Genomic DNA, 24,494 nt, shown 5'->3' with positions numbered 1-24,494 from the left:
ATGCAGGCCCGGCTATTTCTGATGGGCAGAAAGCCGTCGCCCAAAATGACATGAAGAGATAATCACTATGGATGTCATGAGAAGTGTTCTGGGAATGGTGGTACTGCTGGCAATTGCGTTTTTACTGTCAGTAAACAAGAAGAAGATCAGCCTGCGTACCGTTGGCGCGGCGTTAGTGTTACAGGTCGTGATTGGCGGGATTATGCTTTGGTTACCGCCAGGGCGTTGGGTCGCAGAAAAAGTCGCTTTTGGCGTCCACAAAGTGATGGCGTACAGCGACGCAGGTAGCGCATTTATCTTCGGTTCTCTGGTCGGACCGAAAATGGATACCTTATTTGATGGCGCAGGATTTATCTTTGGTTTCAGGGTATTACCGGCAATTATCTTCGTCACTGCACTGGTGAGTATTCTCTACTACATCGGTGTGATGGGGATCTTAATTCGCATTCTCGGCGGTATCTTCCAGAAAGCTTTAAATATCAGCAAGATCGAGTCATTCGTCGCGGTCACCACCATTTTCCTCGTGCTAAACGAAATTCCGGCGATCGTCAAACCCTTTATCGATCGTCTGAATCGCAATGAATTATTTACAGCGATTTGTAGTGGCATGGCCTCGATTGCTGGTTCGACAATGATTGGTTACGCCGCACTGGGCGTACCTGTGGAATATTTGCTGGCGGCATCGTTAATGGCGATCCCTGGCGGGATCTTGTTTGCCCGCCTGTTAAGCCCGGCTACGGAATCTTCGCAGGTTTCTTTTAATAACCTCTCTTTCACCGAAACACCGCCAAAAAGCATTATTGAAGCCGATGCGACAGGGGCAATGACCGGGCTGAAAATCGCCGCCGGTGTAGCGACAGTTGTTATGGCATTTGTCGCCATCATTGCGTTAATTAACGGTATTATCGGCGGCGTTGGCGGCTGGTTTGGTTTTGAACATGCCTCGCTGGAGTCCATTTTAGGTTACCTGCTGGCCCCACTTGCGTGGGTAATGGGTGTTGACTGGAGTGATGCAAATCTTGCCGGGAGTTTGATTGGACAGAAACTGGCAATAAATGAATTTGTCGCTTATCTCAATTTCTCACCCTATCTGCAAACGGCTGGCACTCTGGATGCTAAAACCGTGGCGATTATTTCCTTCGCGTTGTGCGGTTTCGCTAACTTTGGTTCTATCGGGGTGGTGGTGGGGGCGTTTTCTGCGGTTGCGCCACACCGTGCGCCGGAAATCGCCCAGCTTGGTTTACGCGCGCTGGCGGCGGCGACACTTTCTAATCTGATGAGTGCCACCATTGCCGGGTTCTTTATTGGTTTAGCGTAGTGTGCAATTTATGAGCCGGATTAGATGCGGTCAAGCGTCGAATCCGGCAACATTGTTACACCATTGGCACTAATGACAGCGCGTTATCGGCAGACAGGGTAGGGTTGTTTAAGCTGCCGCTGGCGCGTGAAATTGCCGCGCAGGCCATCGCAAAACGGGCGCTGTCACGGAAATTGTTTCCCTCCAGAAAGCTATATACCAGACCCGCCATAAAACCATCGTCAGCACCAAAACTGTCTACCGTCGTATGCGCTGGCACAGTCAGCAAAAATTGTTCACCATCCTTTTCGCTGCAATAAACTGACTCATCGGGCAAATAAACAAACAGTTGCTGAACACCTTGCTGATGCAATGCATTCACTGCGGCATTACGGTCAGCATCGCTGGTGATCGCCTGTCCCCATAAAATTTCCAGCTCCGGTAAAGTGGGTTTCAGGGTGTGAATATGCGCCAGCCAGTGTTTGATTTTGCCCGCTTTGAATTCTGAAACGGTATCGACAAACACCGGGATCTCATCAGCGAGGGTAAAGACCCATTCCAGCGCCTCGGCTGTCAGGTTGCAATCAACCAGTACCACGCCCGCATGACGAAGTAAATCGCGCGACCCGTTCAGTAGTTGCGGTGTCAACTGTTCCAGCAGATGGGTATCGTTAATCGCCAGCACGGTTTGATCGTCTCGATTGGCAATTGCCAGATACGTCGATGTGCTTTGACCATGCAAACGAACGCAGCCGGAGACATTCACGCCGGCACGGCGCGTTTCTTCCAGGAGCATTTCGCCATAAAAGTCATCGCCAATCACTGAAAGCAAATGGACGTCACGGCCTAACAGCGCCAGATTGTGGGCGATATTGCGTCCAACGCCGCCTGCCGAACAATGAATTGTACCGGGATGAGAAGCCGCTTGCGGGTAATGGATATCCGCCATCCCGCGAATATCCATATTGATTGTCCCCACCACTACGCAGTATTCCTGCTCGGTGAGAATGTAACCTTTGCCTTTAATCCGGCCTTTGCGCATTAAATCCATAATATGCGCCGCAACGCGCGAACGACTGATTTGCAGCATGTCCGCAATTTCGTTCTGCTGAATCAGCGGGTTACGCCGTAAAATTGCAAGGATCTCCTTTTCCCGGTTATTCATCTTCAGGCTACCGCTTTTTCAGTTTGTTGCGCTTTCAGCCAGGCGATCTCTTCTGCCCAGATATCCGGGTTGATGGTTTCAAGGATCAGCGGAATGCCGTCGAAACGGTCGTTCTGCATAATCCAGCGGAACGCATCATGACCGATATTGCCTTCACCGAGGCTATGATGGCGGTCAACGCGGCTGCCAAAGGTACTTTTCGCATCGTTAAGGTGCATCCCGCGCAGATACTTAAAGCCGACAATACGGGCAAAATCAGCGAACGTTTTTTCGCATTCGGCTGGAGTACGCAAATCATACCCGGCAGCGAAAGCATGGCAGGTATCAATGCAGACGCCGACGCGGGATTTATCTTCCACGCCGTCGATAATCGCCGCGAGATGTTCGAATTTAAACCCTAAGTTACTGCCCTGACCGGCGGTGTTTTCAATCACCGCTGTTACACCTTGAGTTTTATCCAGCGCAATGTTGATGGATTCGGCAATACGCGCAAGGCAATCCTCTTCTGAAATCTGCATCAGATGGCTGCCAGGGTGGAAGTTGAGCAAAGAAAGCCCCAGTTGTTCGCAACGCTGCATTTCATCTATAAAGGCATCGCGCGATTTTTCCAGAGCTTCAGTGACCGGATGTCCGAGGTTGATCAGATAACTGTCGTGGGGAAGAATTTGCGCCGATGTGTAGTGATATTTTTCACAGGCGGCTTTGAATTCATCGATGGTTTGCGTCGTGAGCGGTGCGGCACGCCACTGACGTTGGTTTTTGGTGAACAAGGCAAACGCGGTTGCGTCGATTTCGGCGGCGCGAATTGCGGCATTTGCCAGACCGCCAGCAGCACTAACGTGCGCTCCAATGTATTTCATGCGAGGACTCCTGTTAAACCCGCTGGAGGAAAACGGTAATGATAGCGGGTTAACAGGAGCAAGAAGTAGTGGTTTATGCGATGACGCTTTGAATCACATAGTTAATCGCACCACCACCAACAATCAGCCAGGCAAACAGTACCAGTGCCATCAGCAGAGGTTTCGCCCCAGCTTTTTTCAGCGCGCTGACGTGAGTGGTCAGACCCAGCGCCGCCATCGCCATTGCCAGCAGGAAGGTATCCAGCGTTACCAGCATGTTCACCACGCTCTGCGGTAACAGGTGGAACGAGTTAAAGATGGCAACTACGATGAACAAGATGGCAAACCACGGAATAGTGATTTTGCTTTTCTCGCCGCTGTTCGCCCCAGACAGCTGTTTAACACGCGCCGCCAGCAGGATGAGGAACGGAGCCAGCATCATCACGCGCAGCATTTTGGAAATAACTGCTGCGTTTTCTGCATCCGGGCTGATGGCATGACCTGCCGCCACCACCTGCGCCACTTCGTGCACAGTAGAACCAATGTAGATACCGAAAGTTTCCGGACTAAACCATTGAGACATCAGCGGATATATCGCCGGGTAGAGGAAAATCGCGACGGTCCCGAAGATAACAACGGTTGCAACAGCCACGGTTACTTTACTGGCTTCCGCTTTCACTACCGGCTCAGTCGCCAGTACCGCGGCAGCACCACAGATACTGCTACCGGCACCGATCAACCAACTGGTGTGCTTATCCAGACCAAACACTTTCTGCCCCAGGAAGCAAGCCAGCAGGAAGGTACTGGACAGCGTCAGCACGTCAATGATGATCCCACTGATACCGACATCGGCAATTTGCGAGAACGTCAGACGGAAGCCATAAAGAATGATACCCAGACGTAATAAATATTGCTTGGCAAACAGCACACCACCGTCACAGCTTTTCCAGATGTGCGGATAGATGGTGTTGCCTAAAACCATCCCCAACAAGATTGCGAGGGTGAGGGCACTAAACCCGGCACCCGCAACCGCGGGAATGGAACCACCCCACAGGGCGACCCCGGTGATAACTGCACTCAGGGCTAACCCCGGAATAAAATGCCACAGTGTACGATGTTGTTTCTGTAAGGTGATATTCGTCATAACCCTCTCCTTTAACCGGGCATAAGGTTACGACTAACTGGTTTAAAAATAAAATTGATTATATATTTATAATTAATCTTTATAAGTGGTAAGCGACTATGCACATCACCCTCCGGCAGTTGGAAGTTTTTGCAGAAGTATTGAAAAGTGGATCAACCACCCAGGCGTCGGTGATGCTGGCGTTGTCGCAATCAGCAGTGAGCGCAGCCTTGACTGACCTGGAAGGGCAGCTTGGCGTTCAACTGTTTGATCGCGTGGGGAAAAGACTGGTTGTTAATGAACACGGGCGGCTGCTCTATCCGCGAGCGTTGGCACTGCTTGAACAGGCGGTTGAAATCGAACAACTGTTTCGCGAAGACAACGGCGCGATTCGTATCTATGCCAGTAGTACCATCGGTAACTACATTCTGCCTGCAGTTATCGCCCGTTATCGCCATGATTATCCGCAGTTGCCGATTGAACTTAGCGTTGGGAACAGCCAGGACGTGATGCAAGCGGTGCTGGATTTCCGCGTTGATATTGGCTTTATTGAAGGACCGTGCCACAGCACTGAAATCATTTCTGAACCGTGGCTGGAAGACGAGCTGGTGGTTTTCGCCGCGCCGACTTCGCCGTTGGCTCGTGGTCCGGTCACCTTAGAACAGCTGGCCGCTGCGCCGTGGATCCTGCGTGAACGCGGTTCCGGCACGCGGGAGATTGTCGATTATCTGTTGCTGTCACATTTACCGAAGTTTGAGATGGCGATGGAATTAGGTAACTCCGAGGCAATCAAACATGCGGTGCGTCATGGGTTGGGAATTAGTTGCCTGTCGCGACGTGTGATTGAAGATCAATTGCAGGCAGGCACATTAAGTGAAGTTGCGGTCCCTCTGCCGCGCCTGATGCGTACGTTGTGGCGTATACATCATCGGCAAAAACACCTTTCCAACGCGCTACGGCGCTTTCTGGACTATTGCGATCCCGCAAATGTGCCGCGTTAAGTTGCTGTACAAGAACATGCTGGTGCTGTGTCGATTTCGTGACGCAGCGCCTTCAGCATGCATTCGCCAGAAAAGAGATTGGCTGCTTTACTTATAATCCCTGGGCGATCATGAAGGTGTCTTATAACCGTGTATTTCTGCCGGAAGGATTGCCAATCGTCTGCTACAATCGCGCCATCATTTTTAAGATGGATAGCATTTTTGTATGGGTTCCGAAACTAAAACTACAGAAGCGCCGGGCTTACGCCGTGAATTAAAGGCGCGTCACCTGACGATGATTGCCATTGGCGGTTCCATCGGTACAGGTCTTTTTGTTGCCTCTGGCGCAACGATTTCTCAGGCAGGTCCGGGCGGGGCATTGCTCTCGTATATGCTGATTGGCCTGATGGTTTACTTCCTGATGACCAGTCTCGGTGAATTGGCTGCATATATGCCGGTTTCCGGTTCGTTTGCCACTTACGGTCAGAACTATGTTGAAGAAGGCTTTGGCTTCGCGCTGGGCTGGAACTACTGGTACAACTGGGCGGTGACTATTGCCGTTGACCTGGTTGCAGCACAGCTGGTCATGAGCTGGTGGTTCCCGGATACACCGGGCTGGATCTGGAGTGCGTTGTTCCTCGGCGTTATCTTCCTGTTGAACTACATCTCTGTTCGCGGCTTTGGTGAAGCGGAATACTGGTTCTCACTGATCAAAGTCACGACAGTTATTGTCTTTATCATCGTTGGCGTGCTGATGATTATCGGTATCTTCAAAGGCGCGCAGCCTGCGGGCTGGAGCAACTGGACAATCGGCGAAGCGCCGTTTGCTGGTGGTTTTGCGGCGATGATCGGCGTAGCTATGATTGTCGGCTTCTCTTTCCAGGGAACCGAGCTGATCGGTATTGCTGCAGGCGAGTCCGAAGATCCGGCGAAAAACATTCCACGCGCGGTACGTCAGGTATTCTGGCGAATCCTGTTGTTCTATGTGTTAGCGATCCTGATTATCAGCCTGATTATTCCGTATACCGATCCGAGCCTGCTGCGTAACGATGTTAAAGACATCAGCGTCAGTCCGTTCACCCTGGTGTTCCAGCACGCGGGTCTGCTCTCTGCGGCGGCGGTGATGAACGCAGTTATTCTGACGGCGGTGCTGTCAGCAGGTAACTCCGGTATGTATGCGTCTACTCGTATGCTGTACACCCTGGCGTGTGACGGTAAAGCGCCGCGCATTTTCGCTAAATTGTCGCGTGGTGGCGTGCCGCGTAATGCGCTGTATGCGACGACGGTGATTGCCGGTTTGTGCTTCCTGACCTCCATGTTTGGCAACCAGACGGTATACCTGTGGCTGCTGAACACCTCCGGGATGACGGGTTTTATCGCCTGGCTGGGGATTGCCATTAGCCACTATCGCTTCCGTCGCGGTTACGTATTGCAGGGACACGACATTAACGATCTGCCGTACCGTTCAGGTTTCTTCCCACTGGGGCCGATCTTCGCATTCATTCTGTGTCTGATTATCACTTTGGGCCAGAACTACGAAGCGTTCCTGAAAGATACCATTGACTGGGGCGGCGTAGCGGCAACGTATATTGGTATCCCGCTGTTCCTGATTATTTGGTTCGGCTACAAGCTGATTAAAGGAACTCACTTCGTACGCTACAGCGAAATGAAGTTCCCGCAGAACGATAAGAAATAAGTTTTCTCCCTTCCTTGCTAAGCCCTCTCAACCGAGAGGGCTTTTTCAATTCCATTTCCCTGACAAATCATGCGGATATAAAATTTAACATTTGGATTGATAATTGTTATCGTTTGCATTATCGTTACGACGCAATCAAAAAAGGCTGACAAATCAGAGGCTGTTCCGGCTTTCTGGGATGATCACCTGCATACAAATAAGTCCACCGCGATGCTGCCGTACGCAAGGGGACGTAAAGAAGATGTGAGCGATACCCATTTTATTTTCGTAGTTACCTCATGGAGATATGGAATGTTTAGGTTGAACCCTTTCGTACGGGTCGGGCTGTGTTTGTCCGCTATTTCTTGTGCATGGCCTGTGTTAGCGGTCGATGATGATGGCGAAACGATGGTTGTCACTGCATCTTCCGTGGAACAAAATCTTAAAGATGCACCCGCCAGTATCAGCGTCATTACCCAGGAAGACCTGCAGCGAAAACCGGTACAGAATCTGAAGGATGTCCTCAAAGAAGTGCCTGGCGTACAACTGACGAACGAAGGGGATAACCGTAAGGGCGTTAGTATTCGTGGTCTGGACAGCAGCTACACCCTGATTCTTGTCGACGGTAAACGCGTTAACTCCCGCAATGCCGTCTTCCGCCACAATGATTTCGATCTGAACTGGATCCCGGTCGATTCCATCGAACGTATTGAAGTGGTTCGTGGCCCGATGTCGTCGCTATACGGCTCCGATGCGCTCGGCGGTGTAGTGAATATCATCACCAAAAAAATCGGTCAGAAATGGTCGGGTACCGTTACCGTCGATACCACCATTCAGGAACATCGCGATCGCGGTGATACCTATAACGGTCAGTTCTTTACCAGTGGACCATTAATTGATGGTGTGCTGGGAATGAAAGCTTACGGCAGCCTGGCAAAACGTGAAAAGGATGACCCGCAAAACTCAACGACCACCGATACCGGAGAAACGCCGCGTATTGAAGGATTCTCCAGCCGCGACGGCAATGTCGAATTTGCCTGGACACCGAATCAAAATCACGATTTTACTGCCGGATACGGTTTCGACCGTCAGGATCGTGATTCCGACTAGCTGGACAAAAACCGCCTGGAACGCCAGAACTACTGCGTCAGCCATAATGGGCGTTGGGATTACGGCACCAGCGAACTGAAATCCTACGGTGAGAAAGTCGAGAACAAAAACCCTGGCAACAGCAGCCCGATAACTTCCGAAAGCAATACGGTCGACGGCAAATACACGTTGCCGCTGACGGCGATTAATCAGTTTCTCACGGTTGGCGGTGAATGGCGTCACGACAAACTTAGCGATGCGGTGAACCTGACCGGGGGAACCAGCTCCAAAACGTCTGCCAGCCAGTACGCGCTGTTTGTGGAAGATGAATGGCGGATCTTCGAGCCGCTGGCGCTGACGACCGGCGTGCGTATGGACGATCACGAAACCTACGGTGAACACTGGAGTCCGCGTGCCTACCTGGTTTATAACGCCACCGACACCGTAACGGTGAAAGGGGGCTGGGCGACGGCATTTAAAGCACCTTCTCTGTTGCAACTTAGCCCTGACTGGACGAGCAATTCCTGCCGTGGCGCATGTAAGATTGTGGGTAGCCCGGATCTGAAACCAGAAACCAGCGAAAGTTGGGAGCTGGGGCTTTACTACATGGGTGAAGAAGGCTGGCTGGAAGGGGGTGAATCCAGCGTTATCGTTTTCCGTAACGATGTGAAAGATCGTATCAGCATCAGCCGTACGTCTGACGTCAACGCTGCACCGGGCTACCAAAACTTTGTTGGTTTTGAGACGGGCGCTAACGGACGGCGCATACCGGTATTTAGCTACTACAGCGTTAACAAAGCTCGTATTCAGGGCGTGGAAACCGAACTGAAAATTCCGTTCAACGATGAATGGAAACTGTCGATCAACTACACCTACAACGATGGTCGTGATGTCAGCAACGGCGAAAACAAACCGCTATCCGATCTGCCGTTCCATACTGCTAACGGTACGCTGGACTGGAAACCGCTGGCGCTGGAAGACTGGTCATTCTATGTTTCTGGTCACTATACCGGGCAGAAACGCGCCGACAGCGCGACGGCTAAAACACCGGGCGGTTATACCATCTGGAATACCGGCGCGGCCTGGCAGGTGACTAAAGACGTCAAACTGCGCGCAGGCGTGCTGAACCTTGGCGACAAGGATCTCAGTCGTGACGACTACAGCTATAACGAAGACGGACGTCGTTACTTTATGGCAGTGGATTATCGCTTCTGATGAGAAGATGCCCGGCGAACCGGGCGGACTTTCACTTCAGTAAATACTGCGCATGGAAGCGCAGGTGATCCTCTATAAAAGAGGCGATGAAGTAGTAACTGTGATCATATCCCGGCTGAATACGCAGCGTCATCGGCCACGCTTTCTGGCGCGCGGCTTCTGCCAATACCGCAGGTTGCAACTGGTCGGCAAGAAACTGATCATTATCGCCCTGATCGATAAGCGTCGGGATCGCATCCTGCGCGTTACTGGCATACATCAGCGCGCAACTATCCCATTCCAGCCATGCATTTTTGTCCTCACCTAAATAGGTGCTAAACGCTTTGATTCCCCACGGGACGCTGCACGGATTCACAATGGGCGCAAAGGCCGAAACGCTGGTGTATTTACCCGGATTTTTCAGCGCCATAATCAGCGCACCGTGACCACCCATTGAGTGACCGCTAATGGCGCAGCGGTCGCTGACATTAAATTGCGACTGAACCAGCGCCGGTAATTCATCGCGCAGATAATCATACATCCGGTAATGCGTCGCCCACGGCGGTTGCGTGGCATTAAGATAAAAGCCTGCGCCCTGGCCTAAATCGTAGCCATCGTCGTTGGCAACCTTTTCGCCGCGCGGGCTGGTGTCTGGCATCACCAGTACAATCCCCAGTTCCGCCGCTACCCGCTGGGCACCCGCCTTGGTGGTGAAGTTCTCGTCATTGCAGGTTAATCCGGAAAGCCAGTACAGCACTGGTGGCGGGGTGTGATCACGAGGGGGTGGGAGAAAGATACTGAACGTCATCGGGCAGTTTAAGGTACTGGAGTCGTGTCGCCAGCGTTGCTGCCAGCCTTCAAAACAGCGGTGCTCTTCGAGCATTTCCATGCGTGGCTCCTTGTTGTGTTGTTTGCAATTTCTTCATCATACCGTTTATTCAATGTGCTGTGAGTAACTTTCACTTCCGTATTTGCATAACGATGTTTTAACATCTGCTGATGAAAGGCAGCGGCAATTACAATAATTATCGCTGTGAATACTGGATTATGTGCGCCGCCTCACGCACAATAATCAAGCTGTAAATCAGCTTAATAACTTTGCCCCCACGCAGGGCGGAGGCGTCACACCTGCAGGAGAAATCATAAATGCCATCACTCAGTAAAGAAGCGGCCCTGGTTCATGAAGCGTTAGTTGCGAGAGGACTGGAAACACCGCTGCGCCCGCCCGTGCATGAAATGGATAACGAAACGCGCAAAAGCCTTATTGCTGGTCATATGACCGAAATCATGCAGCTGCTGAATCTCGACCTGGCTGATGACAGTTTGATGGAAACGCCGCATCGCATCGCTAAAATGTATGTCGATGAAATTTTCTCCGGTCTGGATTACGCCAATTTCCCGAAAATCACCCTCATTGAAAACAAAATGAAGGTCGATGAAATGGTCACCGTGCGCGATATCACTCTGACCAGTACCTGTGAACACCATTTTGTTACCATCGATGGCAAAGCGACGGTGGCTTATATCCCGAAAGATTCGGTGATCGGTCTGTCAAAAATTAACCGTATCGTGCAGTTCTTTGCCCAGCGTCCGCAGGTGCAGGAACGTCTGACGCAGCAAATTCTTATTGCGCTACAAACGCTGCTGGGCACCAATAACGTGGCTGTCTCGATCGACGCGGTGCATTACTGCGTGAAGGCGCGTGGCATCCGCGATGCAACCAGTGCCACGACAACGACCTCTCTTGGTGGATTGTTCAAATCCAGTCAGAATACGCGCCACGAGTTTCTGCGCGCTGTGCGCCATCACAACTGATTAAAAGGCAGGAACCATGGAGCGCAACGTCACGCTCGATTTTGTTCGCGGCGTCGCCATTCTGGGGATCCTGCTATTAAACATCAGCGCCTTTGGGCTACCAAAGGCGGCTTATCTCAATCCCGCCTGGTACGATGCTATTACGCCGCAGGATGCATGGACCTGGGCATTTCTCGATCTCATCGGCCAGGTGAAATTCCTCACGCTTTTTGCGCTGCTGTTTGGTGCTGGCCTGCAAATGTTGCTGCCCCGTGGCAGACGCTGGATCCAGTCGCGGTTAACGCTGTTAGTCTTGTTGGGCTTTATTCACGGTTTATTGTTCTGGGACGGCGATATTCTGCTGGCTTACGGGCTGGTGGGCTTAATCTGCTGGTGGCTGGTGCGCGATGCGCCATCGGTAAAAAGCCTGTTTAATACCGGCGTCATGCTTTATCTGGTGGGGCTTGGCGTTTTGCTGTTATTGGGGCTGATTTCCGACAGCCAGACCAGCCGCGCCTGGACGCCGGATGCATCGGCTATTTTGTATGAAAAATACTGGAAGCTTCACGGCGGCGTTGAAGCGATCAGTAATCGTGCCGATGGTGTTGGCAATAGTTTACTGGCACTGGGCGCACAGTATGGCTGGCAACTGGCAGGGATGATGCTCATTGGTGCGGCGCTGATGCGCAGCGGCTGGCTGAAAGGGCAGTTCAGCTTACGTCACTATCGTCGTACTGGTTTTGTGCTGGTGGCGATTGGGGTGACCATTAACCTTCCTGCCATCGCCCTGCAATGGCAGCTGGACTGGGCGTATCGCTGGTGTGCCTTCTTACTTCAAATGCCGCGGGAACTGAGTGCGCCGTTTCAGGCGATTGGCTATGCGTCGCTGTTTTATGGCTTCTGGCCGCAATTGAGCCGCTTTAAGCTGGTGCTTGCGATCGCCTGCGTCGGACGGATGGCGCTGACCAACTATCTATTGCAAACGCTGATTTGTACCACGCTTTTTTACCACCTCGGTTTGTTTATGCATTTTGACCGCCTGGAGCTGCTGGCGTTTGTTATTCCGGTATGGCTGGCGAATATCCTCTTCTCTGTTATCTGGCTGCGTTACTTCCGCCAGGGGCCGGTGGAATGGCTCTGGCGTCAGTTAACTTTGCGTGCTGCCGGACTGGCAATATCTAAAACATCAAGATAACGATCTGGATCACATTCGTTAACAAAACGGCTGTAACCGTTTCCATTGCTGTGACTCGATTCACGAAGTCCTGTATTCAGTGCTGACAAAATAGCCGCCAGCAAGCAGTCATTTACTGCAATCTCATAACAGGTAGTGAATATGATCACCATTCGTGATGTAGCGCGTCAGGCTGGCGTCTCTGTGGCAACGGTTTCCCGGGTGCTCAATAACAGCACGCTGGTCAGTGCCGACACGCGTGAAGCAGTAATGAAAGCCGTGAGTGAGCTGGATTATCGGCCAAACGCCAATGCCCAGGCGCTGGCAACTCAGGTTAGCGACACCATTGGCGTGGTGGTGATGGACGTTTCTGATGCGTTTTTCGGCGCGCTGGTAAAAGCGGTGGATCTGGTCGCCCAGCAGCATCAGAAATACGTGCTAATCGGCAATAGCTATCATGAAGCGGAAAAAGAGCGTCACGCCATTGAGGTGTTAATTCGCCAGCGTTGTAATGCGTTGATTGTTCACTCAAAAGCATTGAGTGACGATGAACTGGCACAATTTATGGATAACATTCCCGGTATGGTGTTAATCAACCGCGTTGTGCCGGGGTACGCCCATCGTTGCGTTTGCCTGGATAATCTCAGCGGTGCCCGAATGGCGACGCGCATGTTGCTGAATAACGGTCATCAACGTATTGGTTATCTTTCTTCCAGCCACGGCATTGAAGATGACGCCATGCGTAAAGCAGGCTGGATGAGTGCGTTGAAAGAGCAGGATATTATTCCGCCGGAAAGCTGGATTGGCACTGGTACGCCGGACATGCCGGGCGGTGAGGCGGCGATGGTTGAACTGCTGGGGCGCAATCTACAACTTACCGCTGTATTTGCTTATAACGACAATATGGCCGCTGGCGCACTGACAGCATTAAAAGATAATGGCATTGCGATTCCGTTACATCTCTCAATCATCGGTTTCGATGATATTCCCATCGCCCGTTACACCGACCCGCAATTAACGACCGTGCGTTATCCCATTGCTTCAATGGCTAAATTAGCCACCGAACTGGCCTTGCAGGGGGCAGCAGGCAATATTGATCCTCGTGCCGCCACTGTTTTATGCCGACGTTAGTGCGTCGCCATTCTGTCGCAACGCGCCAGAATGCGGCGGCGATCACTAACTCAACAAATCAGGCGATGTAACCGCTTTCAATCTGTGAGTGATTTCACAGTATCTTAACAATGTGATAGCTATGATTGCACCGTTTTAATGTTGTAACCCGTATGTAACAGTGAATAATCACTTTCACCGAGGTAATAGCGTCATAACAACAATTAAAGCCGTTTTCTGGAGCGTTACCGGGCATGGAAGAACGAATTTTAAAAAGTGAGCTTCGGCGTTCAGTAACACTTCATTAACTCTACTGCCCCGCCGAGCATTTATCTCAAGCACTACCCTGCATAAGAAAAACCGGAGATACCATGAATAAGAAGGTGTTAACCCTGTCTGCTGTGATGGCCAGCATGTTATTCGGTGCCGCTGCACACGCTGCTGATACTCGCATTGGTGTAACAATCTATAAGTACGACGATAACTTTATGTCTGTAGTGCGCAAGGCTATTGAGCAAGATGCGAAAGCCGCGCCAGATGTTCAGCTGCTGATGAATGATTCTCAGAATGACCAGTCCAAGCAGAACGATCAGATCGACGTATTGCTGGCGAAAGGGGTGAAGGCACTGGCAATCAACCTGGTTGACCCGGCAGCTGCGGGTACGGTGATTGAGAAAGCGCGTGGGCAAAACGTGCCGGTGGTTTTCTTCAACAAAGAACCGTCTCGTAAGGCGCTGGATAGCTACGACAAAGCCTACTACGTTGGCACTGACTCCAAAGAGTCCGGCATTATTCAGGGCGATTTGATTGCTAAACACTGGGCGGCGAATCAGGGTTGGGATCTGAACAAAGACGGTCAGATTCAGTTCGTACTGCTGAAAGGTGAACCGGGCCATCCGGATGCAGAAGCACGTACCACTTACGTGATTAAAGAATTGAACGATAAAGGCATCAAAACTGAACAGTTACAGTTAGATACCGCAATGTGGGACACCGCTCAGGCGAAAGATAAGATGGACGCCTGGCTGTCTGGCCCGAACGCCAACAAAATCGAAGTGGTTATCGCCAACAACGATGCGATGGCAATGGGCGCGGTAGAAGCACTGAAAGCACACAACAAGTCCAGCATTCCGGTGTTTGGCGTCGATGCGCTGCCAGAAGCGCTGGCGCTGGTGAAATCCGGTGCACTGGCGGGCACAGTACTGAACGATGCTAACAACCAGGCGAAAGCGACCTTTGATCTGGCGAAAAACCTGGCCGATGGCAAAGGTGCGGCTGATGGCACCAACTGGAAAATCGACAACAAAGTGGTCCGCGTACCTTATGTTGGCGTAGATAAAGACAACTTGGCTGAATTCAGCAAGAAATAAGACTGATTGGGCGCAGTCGTTTACTGCGCCCTTATTGTATGGCCAACAAGGTAAAATTATATGGTCAGCTCAACGACTCCGTCTTCCGGGGAATACTTGTTGGAAATGAGCGGTATCAACAAGTCCTTTCCTGGTGTTAAGGCACTTGATAACGTTAATTTAAAAGTCCGGCCACATTCTATCCATGCATTAATGGGGGAAAACGGTGCAGGAAAATCGACATTATTAAAATGCCTGTTTGGTATTTATCAAAAAGACTCCGGCACCATTTTATTCCAGGGTAAAGAGATCGATTTCCATTCCGCCAAAGAGGCACTGGAAAATGGTATTTCGATGGTACACCAGGAGTTAAACCTGGTATTACAACGTTCGGTGATGGATAACATGTGGCTGGGGCGATATCCCACCAAAGGCATGTTTGTCGATCAGGACAAAATGTACCGCGAAACCAAAGCGATTTTTGATGAACTGGATATTGATATCGATCCGCGTGCGCGCGTCGGCACATTATCCGTTTCGCAAATGCAGATGATCGAAATCGCCAAAGCGTTTTCCTATAACGCGAAAATTGTGATTATGGATGAACCGACTTCTTCGTTAACCGAAAAAGAGGTCAATCATCTGTTCACTATTATTCGTAAATTAAAAGAGCGCGGCTGCGGTATTGTTTATATCTCGCATAAAATGGAAGAAATCTTCCAGTTATGTGATGAAGTTACCGTATTGCGCGACGGTCAGTGGATCGCCACCGAACCGCTGGCAGGACTGACGATGGACAAGATCATCGGCATGATGGTTGGGCGTTCTCTTAATCAGCGTTTTCCTGACAAAGAAAACAAGCCGGGCGAAGTCATCCTCGAGGTGCGTAACCTAACGTCACTGCGCCAGCCGTCGATTCGCGATGTCTCGTTTGATCTGCATAAAGGGGAGATCCTCGGTATTGCCGGGCTGGTGGGGGCGAAACGTACCGATATTGTTGAGACGTTATTTGGTATTCGCGAGAAATCGGCTGGCACCATTACGTTGCACGGCAAACAGATCAATAACCATAATGCCAACGAAGCCATAAACCACGGATTTGCACTGGTAACTGAGGAGCGCCGCTCAACGGGAATTTATGCCTATCTGGATATTGGTTTTAACTCGTTAATTTCCAATATTCGCAACTACAAAAATAAAGTTGGTTTACTGGATAACTCGCGGATGAAAAGCGATACCCAGTGGGTGATTGATTCGATGCGGGTAAAAACGCCGGGTCATCGGACGCAAATTGGTTCGCTCTCCGGTGGTAATCAGCAAAAGGTGATTATTGGTCGCTGGCTACTAACGCAACCAGAAATATTAATGCTCGATGAACCGACGCGCGGTATTGATGTCGGGGCGAAGTTTGAAATTTATCAGTTAATTGCCGAACTGGCGAAGAAAGGCAAGGGGATTATTATTATCTCCTCTGAAATGCCTGAGTTGTTAGGGATAACAGACCGTATTCTGGTCATGAGCAATGGTCTCGTTTCCGGAATTGTCGATACAAAAACAACAACGCAAAACGAAATTCTGCGTCTTGCGTCTTTGCACCTTTAAGATTAGGGGCTTCCCATGAGTGCGTTAAATAAGAAAAGTTTTCTTACTTACCTGAAAGAGGGCGGTATTTACGTCGTTCTTTTAGTTTTGCTGGCGATTATTATTTTCCAGGACCCAACATTTTTAAGTCTGTTGAACTTAAGTAATATTCTCACCCAGTCATCGGTGCGTATTATTATCGCGCTCGGTGTGGCAGGGTTAATTGTCACCCAGGGGACCGATCTTTCTGCTGGTCGTCAGGTAGGGCTGGCGGCAGTGGTGGCTGCGACATTATTGCAGTCCATGGATAACGCCAACAAAGTGTTCCCGGAAATGGCGACGATGCCGATTGCGCTGGTTATTCTGATTGTCTGTGCCATTGGTGCGGTGATCGGTTTGATCAACGGTCTGATTATCGCTTATCTCAACGTGACGCCGTTCATTACCACGCTCGGCACGATGATCATCGTCTATGGCATCAACTCGCTCTATTACGACTTTGTCGGGGCGTCGCCAATTTCTGGTTTTGACAGTGGCTTCTCTACCTTTGCTCAGGGCTTTGTCGCGCTGGGGAGTTTCCGTCTCTCTTACATCACCTTCTACGCGTTGATTGCGGTGGCGTTCGTCTGGGTGTTGTGGAACAAAACCCGCTTCGGTAAGAACATTTTTGCCATTGGCGGTAACCCGGAAGCGGCAAAAGTATCTGGTGTCAACGTCGGCCTGAACCTGCTGATGATCTACGCGTTGTCTGGCGTGTTCTATGCCTTTGGCGGGATGTTAGAAGCCGGACGTATCGGCTCTGCCACCAACAACCTCGGCTTTATGTATGAGCTGGATGCTATCGCGGCGTGCGTGGTAGGCGGTGTATCGTTCAGCGGCGGTGTGGGGACGGTGATTGGCGTGGTGACCGGGGTAATTATTTTTACCGTCATCAACTATGGCCTGACGTATATCGGCGTAAACCCATACTGGCAGTACATTATCAAAGGGGCGATTATTATCTTCGCCGTAGCGCTGGATTCACTGAAATACGCGCGTAAGAAGTGATGTGATTGCGGATATTGCCGGATGCGCTGCATCCGGCAATCGGTGCCAAATGCCGGATGCGTCTCTGGTTTTACAACGTTACCGGGTGTTCTTTCTCGCCTTTCTTAAACTTCACTTCCCCGAGCTCAATACAACCCACCGGGCAGACGTGACCACAAAGCAGACAACCCACACATTTCTCGGTATTACAATGCGGTGTGCGGGTTTTCTCGCTCCATTCCATCGCCTGGTGACCGCCGTCGTAACAGGAAATATAACAGCGTCCACAGCCAACACATTTGTCAAGATTGATACGGGGATAGACAATATAACTGCGGTCTAAATCTTCCGCCGGGACAATATTGTTATTCGCCAGACCTACCATCTCCTGCAACGAATCAAATCCCTGATCGGCGAGATAATGCGATAACCCGCTCGCCATATCTTCTACGATGCGATAGCCGTACTGCATAATGCCGGTGGTGACCTGTAACGTTGCTGCGCCGAGCAATAAAAACTCCGCCGCATCTTCCCAGGTTTCAATGCCGCCGATACCGCTGATTGGGAAATCGCGCAGTTCTGGATGGGTGCGCATTTGCTGAATGAAGCGCAGGGCGATCGGTTTTACCGCTTTACCGGAATATCCGGAAATACTCGATTTACCGTTAACGATCGGCATACCGATTTTCTGATTAAGATCGATATTGGTGATGGATTTAACGGTGTTAATTGCCGCAATGCCATCTGCGCCGCCGCGCTTCGCCGCCAGCGCCACTTCGCACATATCACCGATATTCGGCGTCATCTTCGCCAGCATTGGCAGCGTGGAACCCCGTTTCACTGCCCGACAATATTTTTTTACCAGCTCCGGGCTTTGCCCGACATCGCTACCCATCGCATGAGAAGTCATTTGCGGACAGGAGAAGTTACACTCGATCATATCCGCGCCAGCTTCTTGCACCAGGCGCGCCAGCTCCTCCCATTGCTGCTCATTTTCCCCCATGATCGAAGCGATCAATACTTTGTCCGGGTAATCTTCCTTCAGCCGACGCAGGGCGGTCAGATTCTCTTCCAACGGATGTTCAGCAATCTGCTCCATATTTTTGAAGCCGATAAAACCGGTATCTTCTTTCACCAGATGATCAAAACGCGGCGAGACTTCGTTGGCGATAAAAAAGCCGATCGTTTTAAACACCACACCGCCCCAACCTGTGTCGTAGGCTTTGGCACACATCTCATAGCAGTTGCCTACCGGCGAAGAAGAGAGGCAGAACGGGTTGGGAAAGTTCACGCCGCAAAAAGTAATCGAAAGATCTTTCGTTAACATGAGCAAGCTCCCTCTAATATAGTGATGAATCGCCTCGGCGGCTTCTTTCCCGGTTTTCACGGCATAGACCACGGTTTTGTCACCCTCAACAATATCGCCAGCAGCAAAGACTTGCGGATCGCGGGTCTGATAATTTTGTGTTTTGATGGTGTTACGCTGCTGCTCTAACTCCGCAAAGGCATCCAGTCTGGCATGCTGACCGACGGCGAGAATAATTTTATCTGCCGCCATCGTCAGTTCGCCTGATAACCGTACATGCTTAAACGTGACTTTATTGCCTTCCACGGCTACTGGCGTGAATCCATCGATGATCGAAACGCCCAGCTCCCGGGCGCTGGCAAACTCTTTTTCGCTTGCCGGAAACTCATCTAACTCTTCACGTGCTACGCAAGTTACCGCCTGACAGCCGAGAACTTTCAGCGTGCTGGCTACGTCCATCGCGACATCACCGCCGCCGATAATTAATGCGCTTTGTGGAATGCTGATATCGCCTTGCGGCTGTCGTACACGTTGCAGGAAGTCGACGGCAATCTCAACGGTCGCTATGCTCAAACAGCGGTAGCCCGGAACCGCTTGATAACCCCACGGTGACCAGTACCGCGCGGTTTTCCGCTTTCAGTTGCTCCAGGGTGAGTGTTTTACCGATTTCGTTATTGCACTTAATGGTCACGCCCATTTTTTCAATACGGGCGATCTCTGCATCCAGCACTGATTGCGGTAACCGGAATTGCGGAATACCGTTACGCAACCAGCCACCGGGGTGCGCTTCTTTCTCATAAATCGTGACGTCATAACCCTGGTTTGTCAGTGTCACACTGGCCTGCAATCCGGCAGGACCTGCGCCAATAATCGCGACTTTGCCGAGCGTTTTAGTACCGGGCTGATAAATTTCCATCCCGGTTTGTTGTTCAAAATCAGTAACAAAACGCTGTAAGCGGCCGATATCAATGGGAGCATCAACACCGGCACGGGTACAACCGCTTTGGCATAATTTCTCCGTCGGGCACACTCTGGCACAAACGGCACCGAGGGCATTATTTTCGCGAATTGTCTCGGCAGCGCCTTTAAAATTACGAAAGTAGATTGAGCGAATAAATTTCCCCGGATCGGTCTGTGCCGGGCAAGCCTGACTACAGGGAGCGTCGTGACATAATAAACAGCGAGAGGCTTCTTTAATCGCCAGTAACGGCGTAAAAGCCGGAGTGAGTTCATCCAGATAATTTTGTTGCGGCATGTGATCTTCCTTAATGCTATGAGTAATTATGGCGAACGCTAAATAAATATTGCGTGCTGATATTAAGGCTATGCGCGTGGGGAAATTTAAACTGTGAAAGGATTCACAAATAGCTGCGGTTCAGAATGTTATATCCGCAGCTTATTGAGTGAAGTAATAATTATTCTCAATAATTAACAGAAAAGAGAAAATATTAACGATAGAAAATAAGATAAACAATCATGCCGATAGATAAAATTCCGAAGCCAATATATGCCACCATATAAGCGAAGAAGAGTCCGGGATTTTTTGCTCGCCAGACATACACCGGTTCCGGTGCATTTTTAACCCGTTTATCAATCGCGCCTGCGCGCCAGCCTTTCCATGCTTCGCGGAAACAAAATATCGGGATAAGGAAAAAAACGGCAACGACAAAAAACTGCTGTACATCCATAACTACTTTCCTTGTTTCTTTTGTAATTCAAGTAACTGTTCGGGTGTAACGGCGGGATACCCCTGCGCATCTTCCGGCACCTGGTGCATAGCCGGAATAGGGACCAGCGGCCCTAAAAAACGCGGTTCACGTTTAAAAATATAAAGGTCAGCCAGCGCACCGAAACGGGCGGCAAATTCGCGAATACGTACTGACAGCATATCTTTCGGTGACGGTACGGCATAACACTGAGCCTGAATCCCCATATGCAGCGCAATAAATAATGCTCGCTCACAGTGGAAACGTTGGGTGATAATAATGAAATCATTAGTATCGAAAACTTTGCGTGTACGCACGATGGAATCCAGCGTACGAAAGCCTGCGTAATCGAGAACAATATCTGATGGGTCGACACCAGCAGCGATTAAATCTTTGCGCATGGTCATCGGCTCGTTATAACTTTGCAATGCGTTATCGCCGCTCAGTAATAGATAATTTACCTTACCGCTGTTATAGGCATTAATCGCTCCTTGAATGCGGTAGCGATAATACTGATTAATAACGCCGGTACGATAATATTTTGCTGTGCCGAGCACCACGCCGACCTGGCGGTAGGGGAGATCCTGCAATTCGTCGTAGATATAAGGCGCGGTTTTCCAGCTCATCCAGCGATCGAGGCCGAGCACAGTCAACAGCAGCAAGCCGATCAGGACTAACAGGCTGAGGAACACGCGCTTTAACATGCAGGAGACTCGAGCTAAGGAAAATTTCCATCAGGCTACTTTACCCGCTGGTTTTGCGCAAGAAACGGCAAACTGTTTGCCGGGAATTTCGACACCAGGAGAGGGCTGGCAAGCCGGACAAGGCGTTCACGCCGCATCCGGCACCAGGCTTAAGCGAGAAGCACGCGGTCGATACTGTGACAGCCGAGAGCTTTCAGCGTTGCGGAGGTGGCATCCCACTGAATCAACGGCGCATCGGCTTTTTCTGCCAGAACCGCGCGCTGGATATCCGGGTAATCATAACCCTTGAGATTCAACAGAATTAACGCCCCCTGCAACGGCGGCAGAGTCGGGTTGAATGCGGCGTTTTCAGCGTAGCTGCCGCTGAAAATACGACCGTCTTTACATTCCAGCGCGACACCGCTTGGTGACTTACTGTAAGGCATGTGCGAACGGTTTGCCGCTGCAATCGCCGCCTGAGAAAGCGCATCACCAGTCAGCGCATAGCCGTGATCCTGCTCGTCCATCAGCAGCGTTTTAATCTCCAGATCTTTCGGCCCAAAGGCATCCGGCAGATAGTCACGCAGCGCGTGTGCCTCGCGGCCCGGCAAATGAATACGCAGATCCAGACCGCTGTTCAGTTCATTCATAAACTGACGGCAGTGACCACAAGGCGTATAGTTAACGGTGATGGCTGCAAGCGCTTTTTCACCACTCAACCAGGCGTGGCTGATCGCGCTTTGTTCGGCATGAACGGTTTGCTGCATTGTTGCACCAATAAATTCCATATTGGCACCAAAATACCAGGTTCCGCTCACACCGCGCGCAATTGCGCCAACATTAAAATTCGACAATGGCGTACGCGCACAGGCCGCCGCCAGCGGAAGTAGTGCGAATGCCAGCGCGTCTTCGTCCAGCCCCGTTGCGCTCTTCAGCGATGAGACTTGCTCCCCGGTCAACAAAGCGGGGAAGTACTTGTCTGCCAGAATAGGTTCCAGTGCAGATTGCAAGTTATCCGCAAGTTGGGCAAAAGCGGTTTGAAAACGTGGATGCATGGCGTTGCCTCATAATCATGTAATGGGATAACAGTTTACGAACCCGTTATGGCTTTATATGTGATCTGAATCTCATTAATTATGCAACACGTGAAACTTACATCAAAAATGCGCGACGTATCGCAAATTTTAGCCCATTACTGCCAGAATAATCGGGAAAAGGAACGGTGCGATCAGCGAAGTAATTATCCCGCATAACACCAGCGCTAGCGAACTAAATGCACCTTCCTGATAATCCAGCTCGGCGCAGCGCGCCGTACCGAGGGCGTGCGAGGCAGTCCCCATTGCCAGACCGCGCGCAGCTTTGGTACGAATACGCATCGCATTAAGCAATGTATGGCCAAATACCGCGCCGAGGATGCCGACGAAAATCACGCAAACTGCGCTGATTGCCGGAATACCGCCAATACTGCCGCCAACCGCCATTGCAATAGGCGTGGTGACTGATTTCGGCAGGATTGACGCGGCGATTTCCGGTGAAGCGCCCATCAACAATGCCACGGAAGTCCCCGTCACCATCGCAACCACGCTGCCGATAAAACAGATGGTGATGATCGATTTCCAGCGCGCGCGGATCTGGTGTAGCTGCTCATATAAAGGATAGGCCAGCGCGACGACCGCCGGTTGCAGCAGATCGTTTAGCACTTCGCTACCTTTAAAGTAACTGTCGTAAGAGATGCCGGTCAGCATTAAAAAAGGAATGATCACCACCATTGCTACCAGCAACGGGTTAAGCAGGGGAAACTTATACCGTGCCGCCAGTTTGCGGGCGGCAAAAAAGACAATCAACGTCAGCGGTAATGACCACCAGATATTCGCCATCATTCTTCTGATCCTTTCTGACCTACGACTTTACGTTCACCGTGTACCAGTTGTGAACTCCAGCTCACCACCAGAAAAACCACCAGCGTACTGACAGCACAGGAAACCACTACCGGGCCAAACTGCGCGCGGAGCAAATCAAAATATTGCATGACGCCTACGCCAATCGGCACAAACAATAGCGCCATATAGCGAATCAGTACGTAGCACCCCGGATTGACCCATTTCGCCGGAAGAATTTGCAAGGCCAGCAGGACAAACAGGATCAGCATCCCGATGATGCTGCCCGGAATGGTTACCGGTAGCAGGGAAGCAATGAAAATGCCTGCATACAGGCAGGCATAAATCAGGACGAAAGCGCGTAAATATTGCCAGATAATGTTCAGTGTCTTACTCATAATCAACACCCCAGATGAGATGGATTCATCATACAATTAATTCGTAAAACGTGCTACCGATCACATTAAGAAATCAGCGCTTATTTTTTCGCTACCCGGTATTACGCAATGAGCAGCGAACTCAGGCATACATCAAGCATAGAGAGGGATTGCAGTTTGCAGCAATCCCTCTTTGCAGACCTTTAATCCGCTGACCATAGGCGCTAACATAGCGCCTCATTTTTTTGCGGGTGATGATATACGTGTGTTACTGGCACCGATGGAGGGAGTGCTTGACTCTCTGGTGCGTGAATTGCTGACCGAAGTTAACGACTACGATCTGTGCATCACCGAGTTTGTCCGCGTGGTGGATCAACTGCTGCCGGTAAAAGTCTTTCATCGCATTTGCCCTGAGCTACAAAACGCCAGCCGGACACCATCTGGTACGCTGGTGCGCGTGCAGTTGTTAGGTCAGTTCCCACAATGGCTGGCAGAGAACGCCGCCCGTGCGGTGGAGTTAGGTTCCTGGGGCGTGGATCTCAATTGCGGCTGCCCGTCGAAAACGGTTAACGGTAGCGGCGGCGGGGCGACGTTACTCAAAGATCCTGAACTCATCTACCAGGGGGCAAAAGCGATGCGTGAAGCTGTACCGGCGCATTTGCCTGTCAGCGTGAAAGTGCGTCTGGGCTGGGACAGCGGTGAGAAGAAATTTGAAATCGCCGATGCGGTTCAACAGGCTGGCGCTACGGAGCTGGTGGTGCATGGGCGGACGAAAGAGCAGGGTTACCGCGCGGAGCATATTGACTGGCAGGCGATTGGCGAGATTCGCCAGCGGCTGAATATTCCGGTGATTGCCAACGGTGAAATCTGGGACTGGCAGAGCGCGCAACAATGCATGGCGATCAGCGGCTGCGACGCAGTGATGATTGGTCGCGGGGCGCTCAATATTCCCAACCTGAGCCGGGTGGTAAAATATAACGAACCGCGAATGCCGTGGCCGGAGGTGGTTGCTTTGCTGCAAAAATATACCCGTCTGGAAAAGCAGGGCGATACCGGGTTATATCACGTTGCGCGGATTAAACAGTGGTTGAGTTATTTGCGTAAAGAATACGATGAAGCAACGGAATTATTTCAGCATGTTCGGGTGTT

19 protein-coding genes and 3 pseudogenes are annotated in these 24,494 nt (G+C 50.9%); 11 read left to right on the top strand and 11 right to left on the bottom strand.

Annotated elements, in window-relative coordinates:
- The first annotated feature begins 67 nt into the window (after positions 1 to 67).
- Positions 68 to 1,318 (top strand): NupC/NupG family nucleoside CNT transporter, encoded by a 1,251-nt coding sequence (locus ACUU1I_RS07485; protein WP_024260638.1) that lies wholly within the window; start codon positions 68 to 70, stop codon positions 1,316 to 1,318.
- Between the two features lie 55 nt (positions 1,319 to 1,373).
- On the opposite strand, the gene ACUU1I_RS07480 is transcribed toward ACUU1I_RS07485, so the two are convergent.
- The 3 genes from ACUU1I_RS07480 to ACUU1I_RS07470 form a co-directional block, all read right to left on the bottom strand.
- Positions 1,374 to 2,462 carry a sugar kinase gene (locus ACUU1I_RS07480; protein ID WP_001064977.1) on the bottom strand — a complete coding sequence of 363 codons (1,089 nt, stop codon included), beginning with the start codon at positions 2,460 to 2,462 and terminating at the stop codon, positions 1,374 to 1,376.
- A gap of 2 nt (positions 2,463 to 2,464) precedes the next feature.
- Positions 2,465 to 3,322 carry a deoxyribonuclease IV gene (nfo, locus tag ACUU1I_RS07475; protein WP_000873892.1) on the bottom strand — a complete coding sequence of 286 codons (858 nt, stop codon included), beginning with the start codon at positions 3,320 to 3,322 and terminating at the stop codon, positions 2,465 to 2,467.
- 73 nt (positions 3,323 to 3,395) lie between these two features.
- Positions 3,396 to 4,445 (bottom strand): YeiH family protein, encoded by a 1,050-nt coding sequence (locus tag ACUU1I_RS07470; RefSeq protein ID WP_000182053.1) that lies wholly within the window; start codon positions 4,443 to 4,445, stop codon positions 3,396 to 3,398.
- A gap of 98 nt (positions 4,446 to 4,543) precedes the next feature.
- On the opposite strand from ACUU1I_RS07470, the gene yieE reads away from it, so the two are divergent.
- The 3 genes and pseudogenes from yieE (at position 4,544) to cirA (ending at position 9,383) form a co-directional block, all read left to right on the top strand.
- On the top strand, positions 4,544 to 5,425 hold the full coding sequence (yieE, locus tag ACUU1I_RS07465) for a DNA-binding transcriptional regulator YeiE (protein ID WP_000548294.1): 882 nt from the start codon (positions 4,544 to 4,546) through the stop codon (positions 5,423 to 5,425).
- Positions 5,426 to 5,630: 205 nt separating this feature from the next.
- A complete protein-coding gene (gene lysP / locus ACUU1I_RS07460; RefSeq protein ID WP_000534386.1) occupies positions 5,631 to 7,100 on the top strand; it encodes a lysine-specific permease in 1,470 nt (489 codons plus the stop codon).
- Positions 7,101 to 7,391: 291 nt separating this feature from the next.
- Positions 7,392 to 9,383, top strand: a pseudogene (gene cirA / locus ACUU1I_RS07455) (catecholate siderophore receptor CirA).
- A gap of 31 nt (positions 9,384 to 9,414) precedes the next feature.
- Here the strand turns inward: cirA and yeiG are convergent.
- Positions 9,415 to 10,251 (bottom strand): S-formylglutathione hydrolase, encoded by an 837-nt coding sequence (yeiG, locus tag ACUU1I_RS07450; protein WP_000425441.1) that lies wholly within the window; start codon positions 10,249 to 10,251, stop codon positions 9,415 to 9,417.
- A 257-nt stretch (positions 10,252 to 10,508) separates the two neighbouring features.
- Between yeiG and folE the strand changes: the two genes are divergently transcribed.
- From folE to mglC, 6 genes and pseudogenes are all read left to right on the top strand, one after another.
- The gene (folE, locus tag ACUU1I_RS07445; RefSeq protein WP_001139613.1) at positions 10,509 to 11,177 is read left to right on the top strand and encodes a GTP cyclohydrolase I FolE; all 669 of its coding nucleotides are present in this window, start codon (positions 10,509 to 10,511) and stop codon (positions 11,175 to 11,177) included.
- Between the two features lie 16 nt (positions 11,178 to 11,193).
- Positions 11,194 to 12,351 (top strand): DUF418 domain-containing protein YeiB, encoded by a 1,158-nt coding sequence (gene yeiB / locus ACUU1I_RS07440; protein WP_000440874.1) that lies wholly within the window; start codon positions 11,194 to 11,196, stop codon positions 12,349 to 12,351.
- Positions 12,352 to 12,492: 141 nt separating this feature from the next.
- Positions 12,493 to 13,532: pseudogene (gene galS / locus ACUU1I_RS07435) on the top strand (HTH-type transcriptional regulator GalS).
- A 279-nt stretch (positions 13,533 to 13,811) separates the two neighbouring features.
- Entirely contained in the window at positions 13,812 to 14,810 is a 999-nt protein-coding gene (mglB, locus tag ACUU1I_RS07430) for a galactose/glucose ABC transporter substrate-binding protein MglB (protein WP_001036964.1), read from the top strand.
- Between the two features lie 60 nt (positions 14,811 to 14,870).
- The gene (mglA, locus tag ACUU1I_RS07425) at positions 14,871 to 16,391 is read left to right on the top strand and encodes a galactose/methyl galactoside ABC transporter ATP-binding protein MglA (RefSeq protein ID WP_000255049.1); all 1,521 of its coding nucleotides are present in this window, start codon (positions 14,871 to 14,873) and stop codon (positions 16,389 to 16,391) included.
- A 15-nt stretch (positions 16,392 to 16,406) separates the two neighbouring features.
- The gene (mglC, locus tag ACUU1I_RS07420) at positions 16,407 to 17,417 is read left to right on the top strand and encodes a galactose/methyl galactoside ABC transporter permease MglC (protein WP_001275118.1); all 1,011 of its coding nucleotides are present in this window, start codon (positions 16,407 to 16,409) and stop codon (positions 17,415 to 17,417) included.
- A 70-nt stretch (positions 17,418 to 17,487) separates the two neighbouring features.
- Here the strand turns inward: mglC and preA are convergent, their stop codons facing one another.
- From preA to ACUU1I_RS07385, 7 genes and pseudogenes are all read right to left on the bottom strand, one after another.
- Positions 17,488 to 18,723 (bottom strand): NAD-dependent dihydropyrimidine dehydrogenase subunit PreA, encoded by a 1,236-nt coding sequence (preA, locus tag ACUU1I_RS07415; RefSeq protein WP_005069692.1) that lies wholly within the window; start codon positions 18,721 to 18,723, stop codon positions 17,488 to 17,490.
- Positions 18,717 to 19,957 (bottom strand): annotated as a pseudogene (gene preT / locus ACUU1I_RS07410) (NAD-dependent dihydropyrimidine dehydrogenase subunit PreT). The gene preA and the pseudogene preT overlap by 7 nt, the downstream one beginning before the upstream one ends.
- A 193-nt stretch (positions 19,958 to 20,150) precedes the next feature.
- Entirely contained in the window at positions 20,151 to 20,390 is a 240-nt protein-coding gene (locus ACUU1I_RS07405; protein ID WP_000383096.1) for a DUF2542 family protein, read from the bottom strand.
- A gap of 2 nt (positions 20,391 to 20,392) precedes the next feature.
- The gene (gene sanA, locus ACUU1I_RS07400) at positions 20,393 to 21,112 is read right to left on the bottom strand and encodes an outer membrane permeability protein SanA (protein ID WP_000920064.1); all 720 of its coding nucleotides are present in this window, start codon (positions 21,110 to 21,112) and stop codon (positions 20,393 to 20,395) included.
- A 149-nt stretch (positions 21,113 to 21,261) separates the two neighbouring features.
- On the bottom strand, positions 21,262 to 22,146 hold the full coding sequence (gene cdd, locus ACUU1I_RS07395; protein ID WP_000553555.1) for a cytidine deaminase: 885 nt from the start codon (positions 22,144 to 22,146) through the stop codon (positions 21,262 to 21,264).
- Between the two features lie 129 nt (positions 22,147 to 22,275).
- Entirely contained in the window at positions 22,276 to 22,971 is a 696-nt protein-coding gene (locus ACUU1I_RS07390; RefSeq protein WP_000968208.1) for a CidB/LrgB family autolysis modulator, read from the bottom strand.
- A complete protein-coding gene (locus tag ACUU1I_RS07385; RefSeq protein WP_001295452.1) occupies positions 22,968 to 23,366 on the bottom strand; it encodes a CidA/LrgA family protein in 399 nt (132 codons plus the stop codon). The genes ACUU1I_RS07390 and ACUU1I_RS07385 overlap by 4 nt, the downstream gene beginning before the upstream one ends.
- 238 nt (positions 23,367 to 23,604) lie before the next feature.
- Between ACUU1I_RS07385 and dusC the strand changes: the two genes are divergently transcribed.
- The coding region (gene dusC, locus ACUU1I_RS07380; RefSeq protein ID WP_449144825.1) for a tRNA dihydrouridine(16) synthase DusC at positions 23,605 to 24,494 on the top strand (890 nt) is incomplete at its 3' end.

It is taken from the genome of Shigella sp. SIG3 (assembly GCF_053555855.1).
Note: the sequence above shows the minus strand (reverse complement) of the source record. Positions and strands in the feature narration are given on the sequence as shown.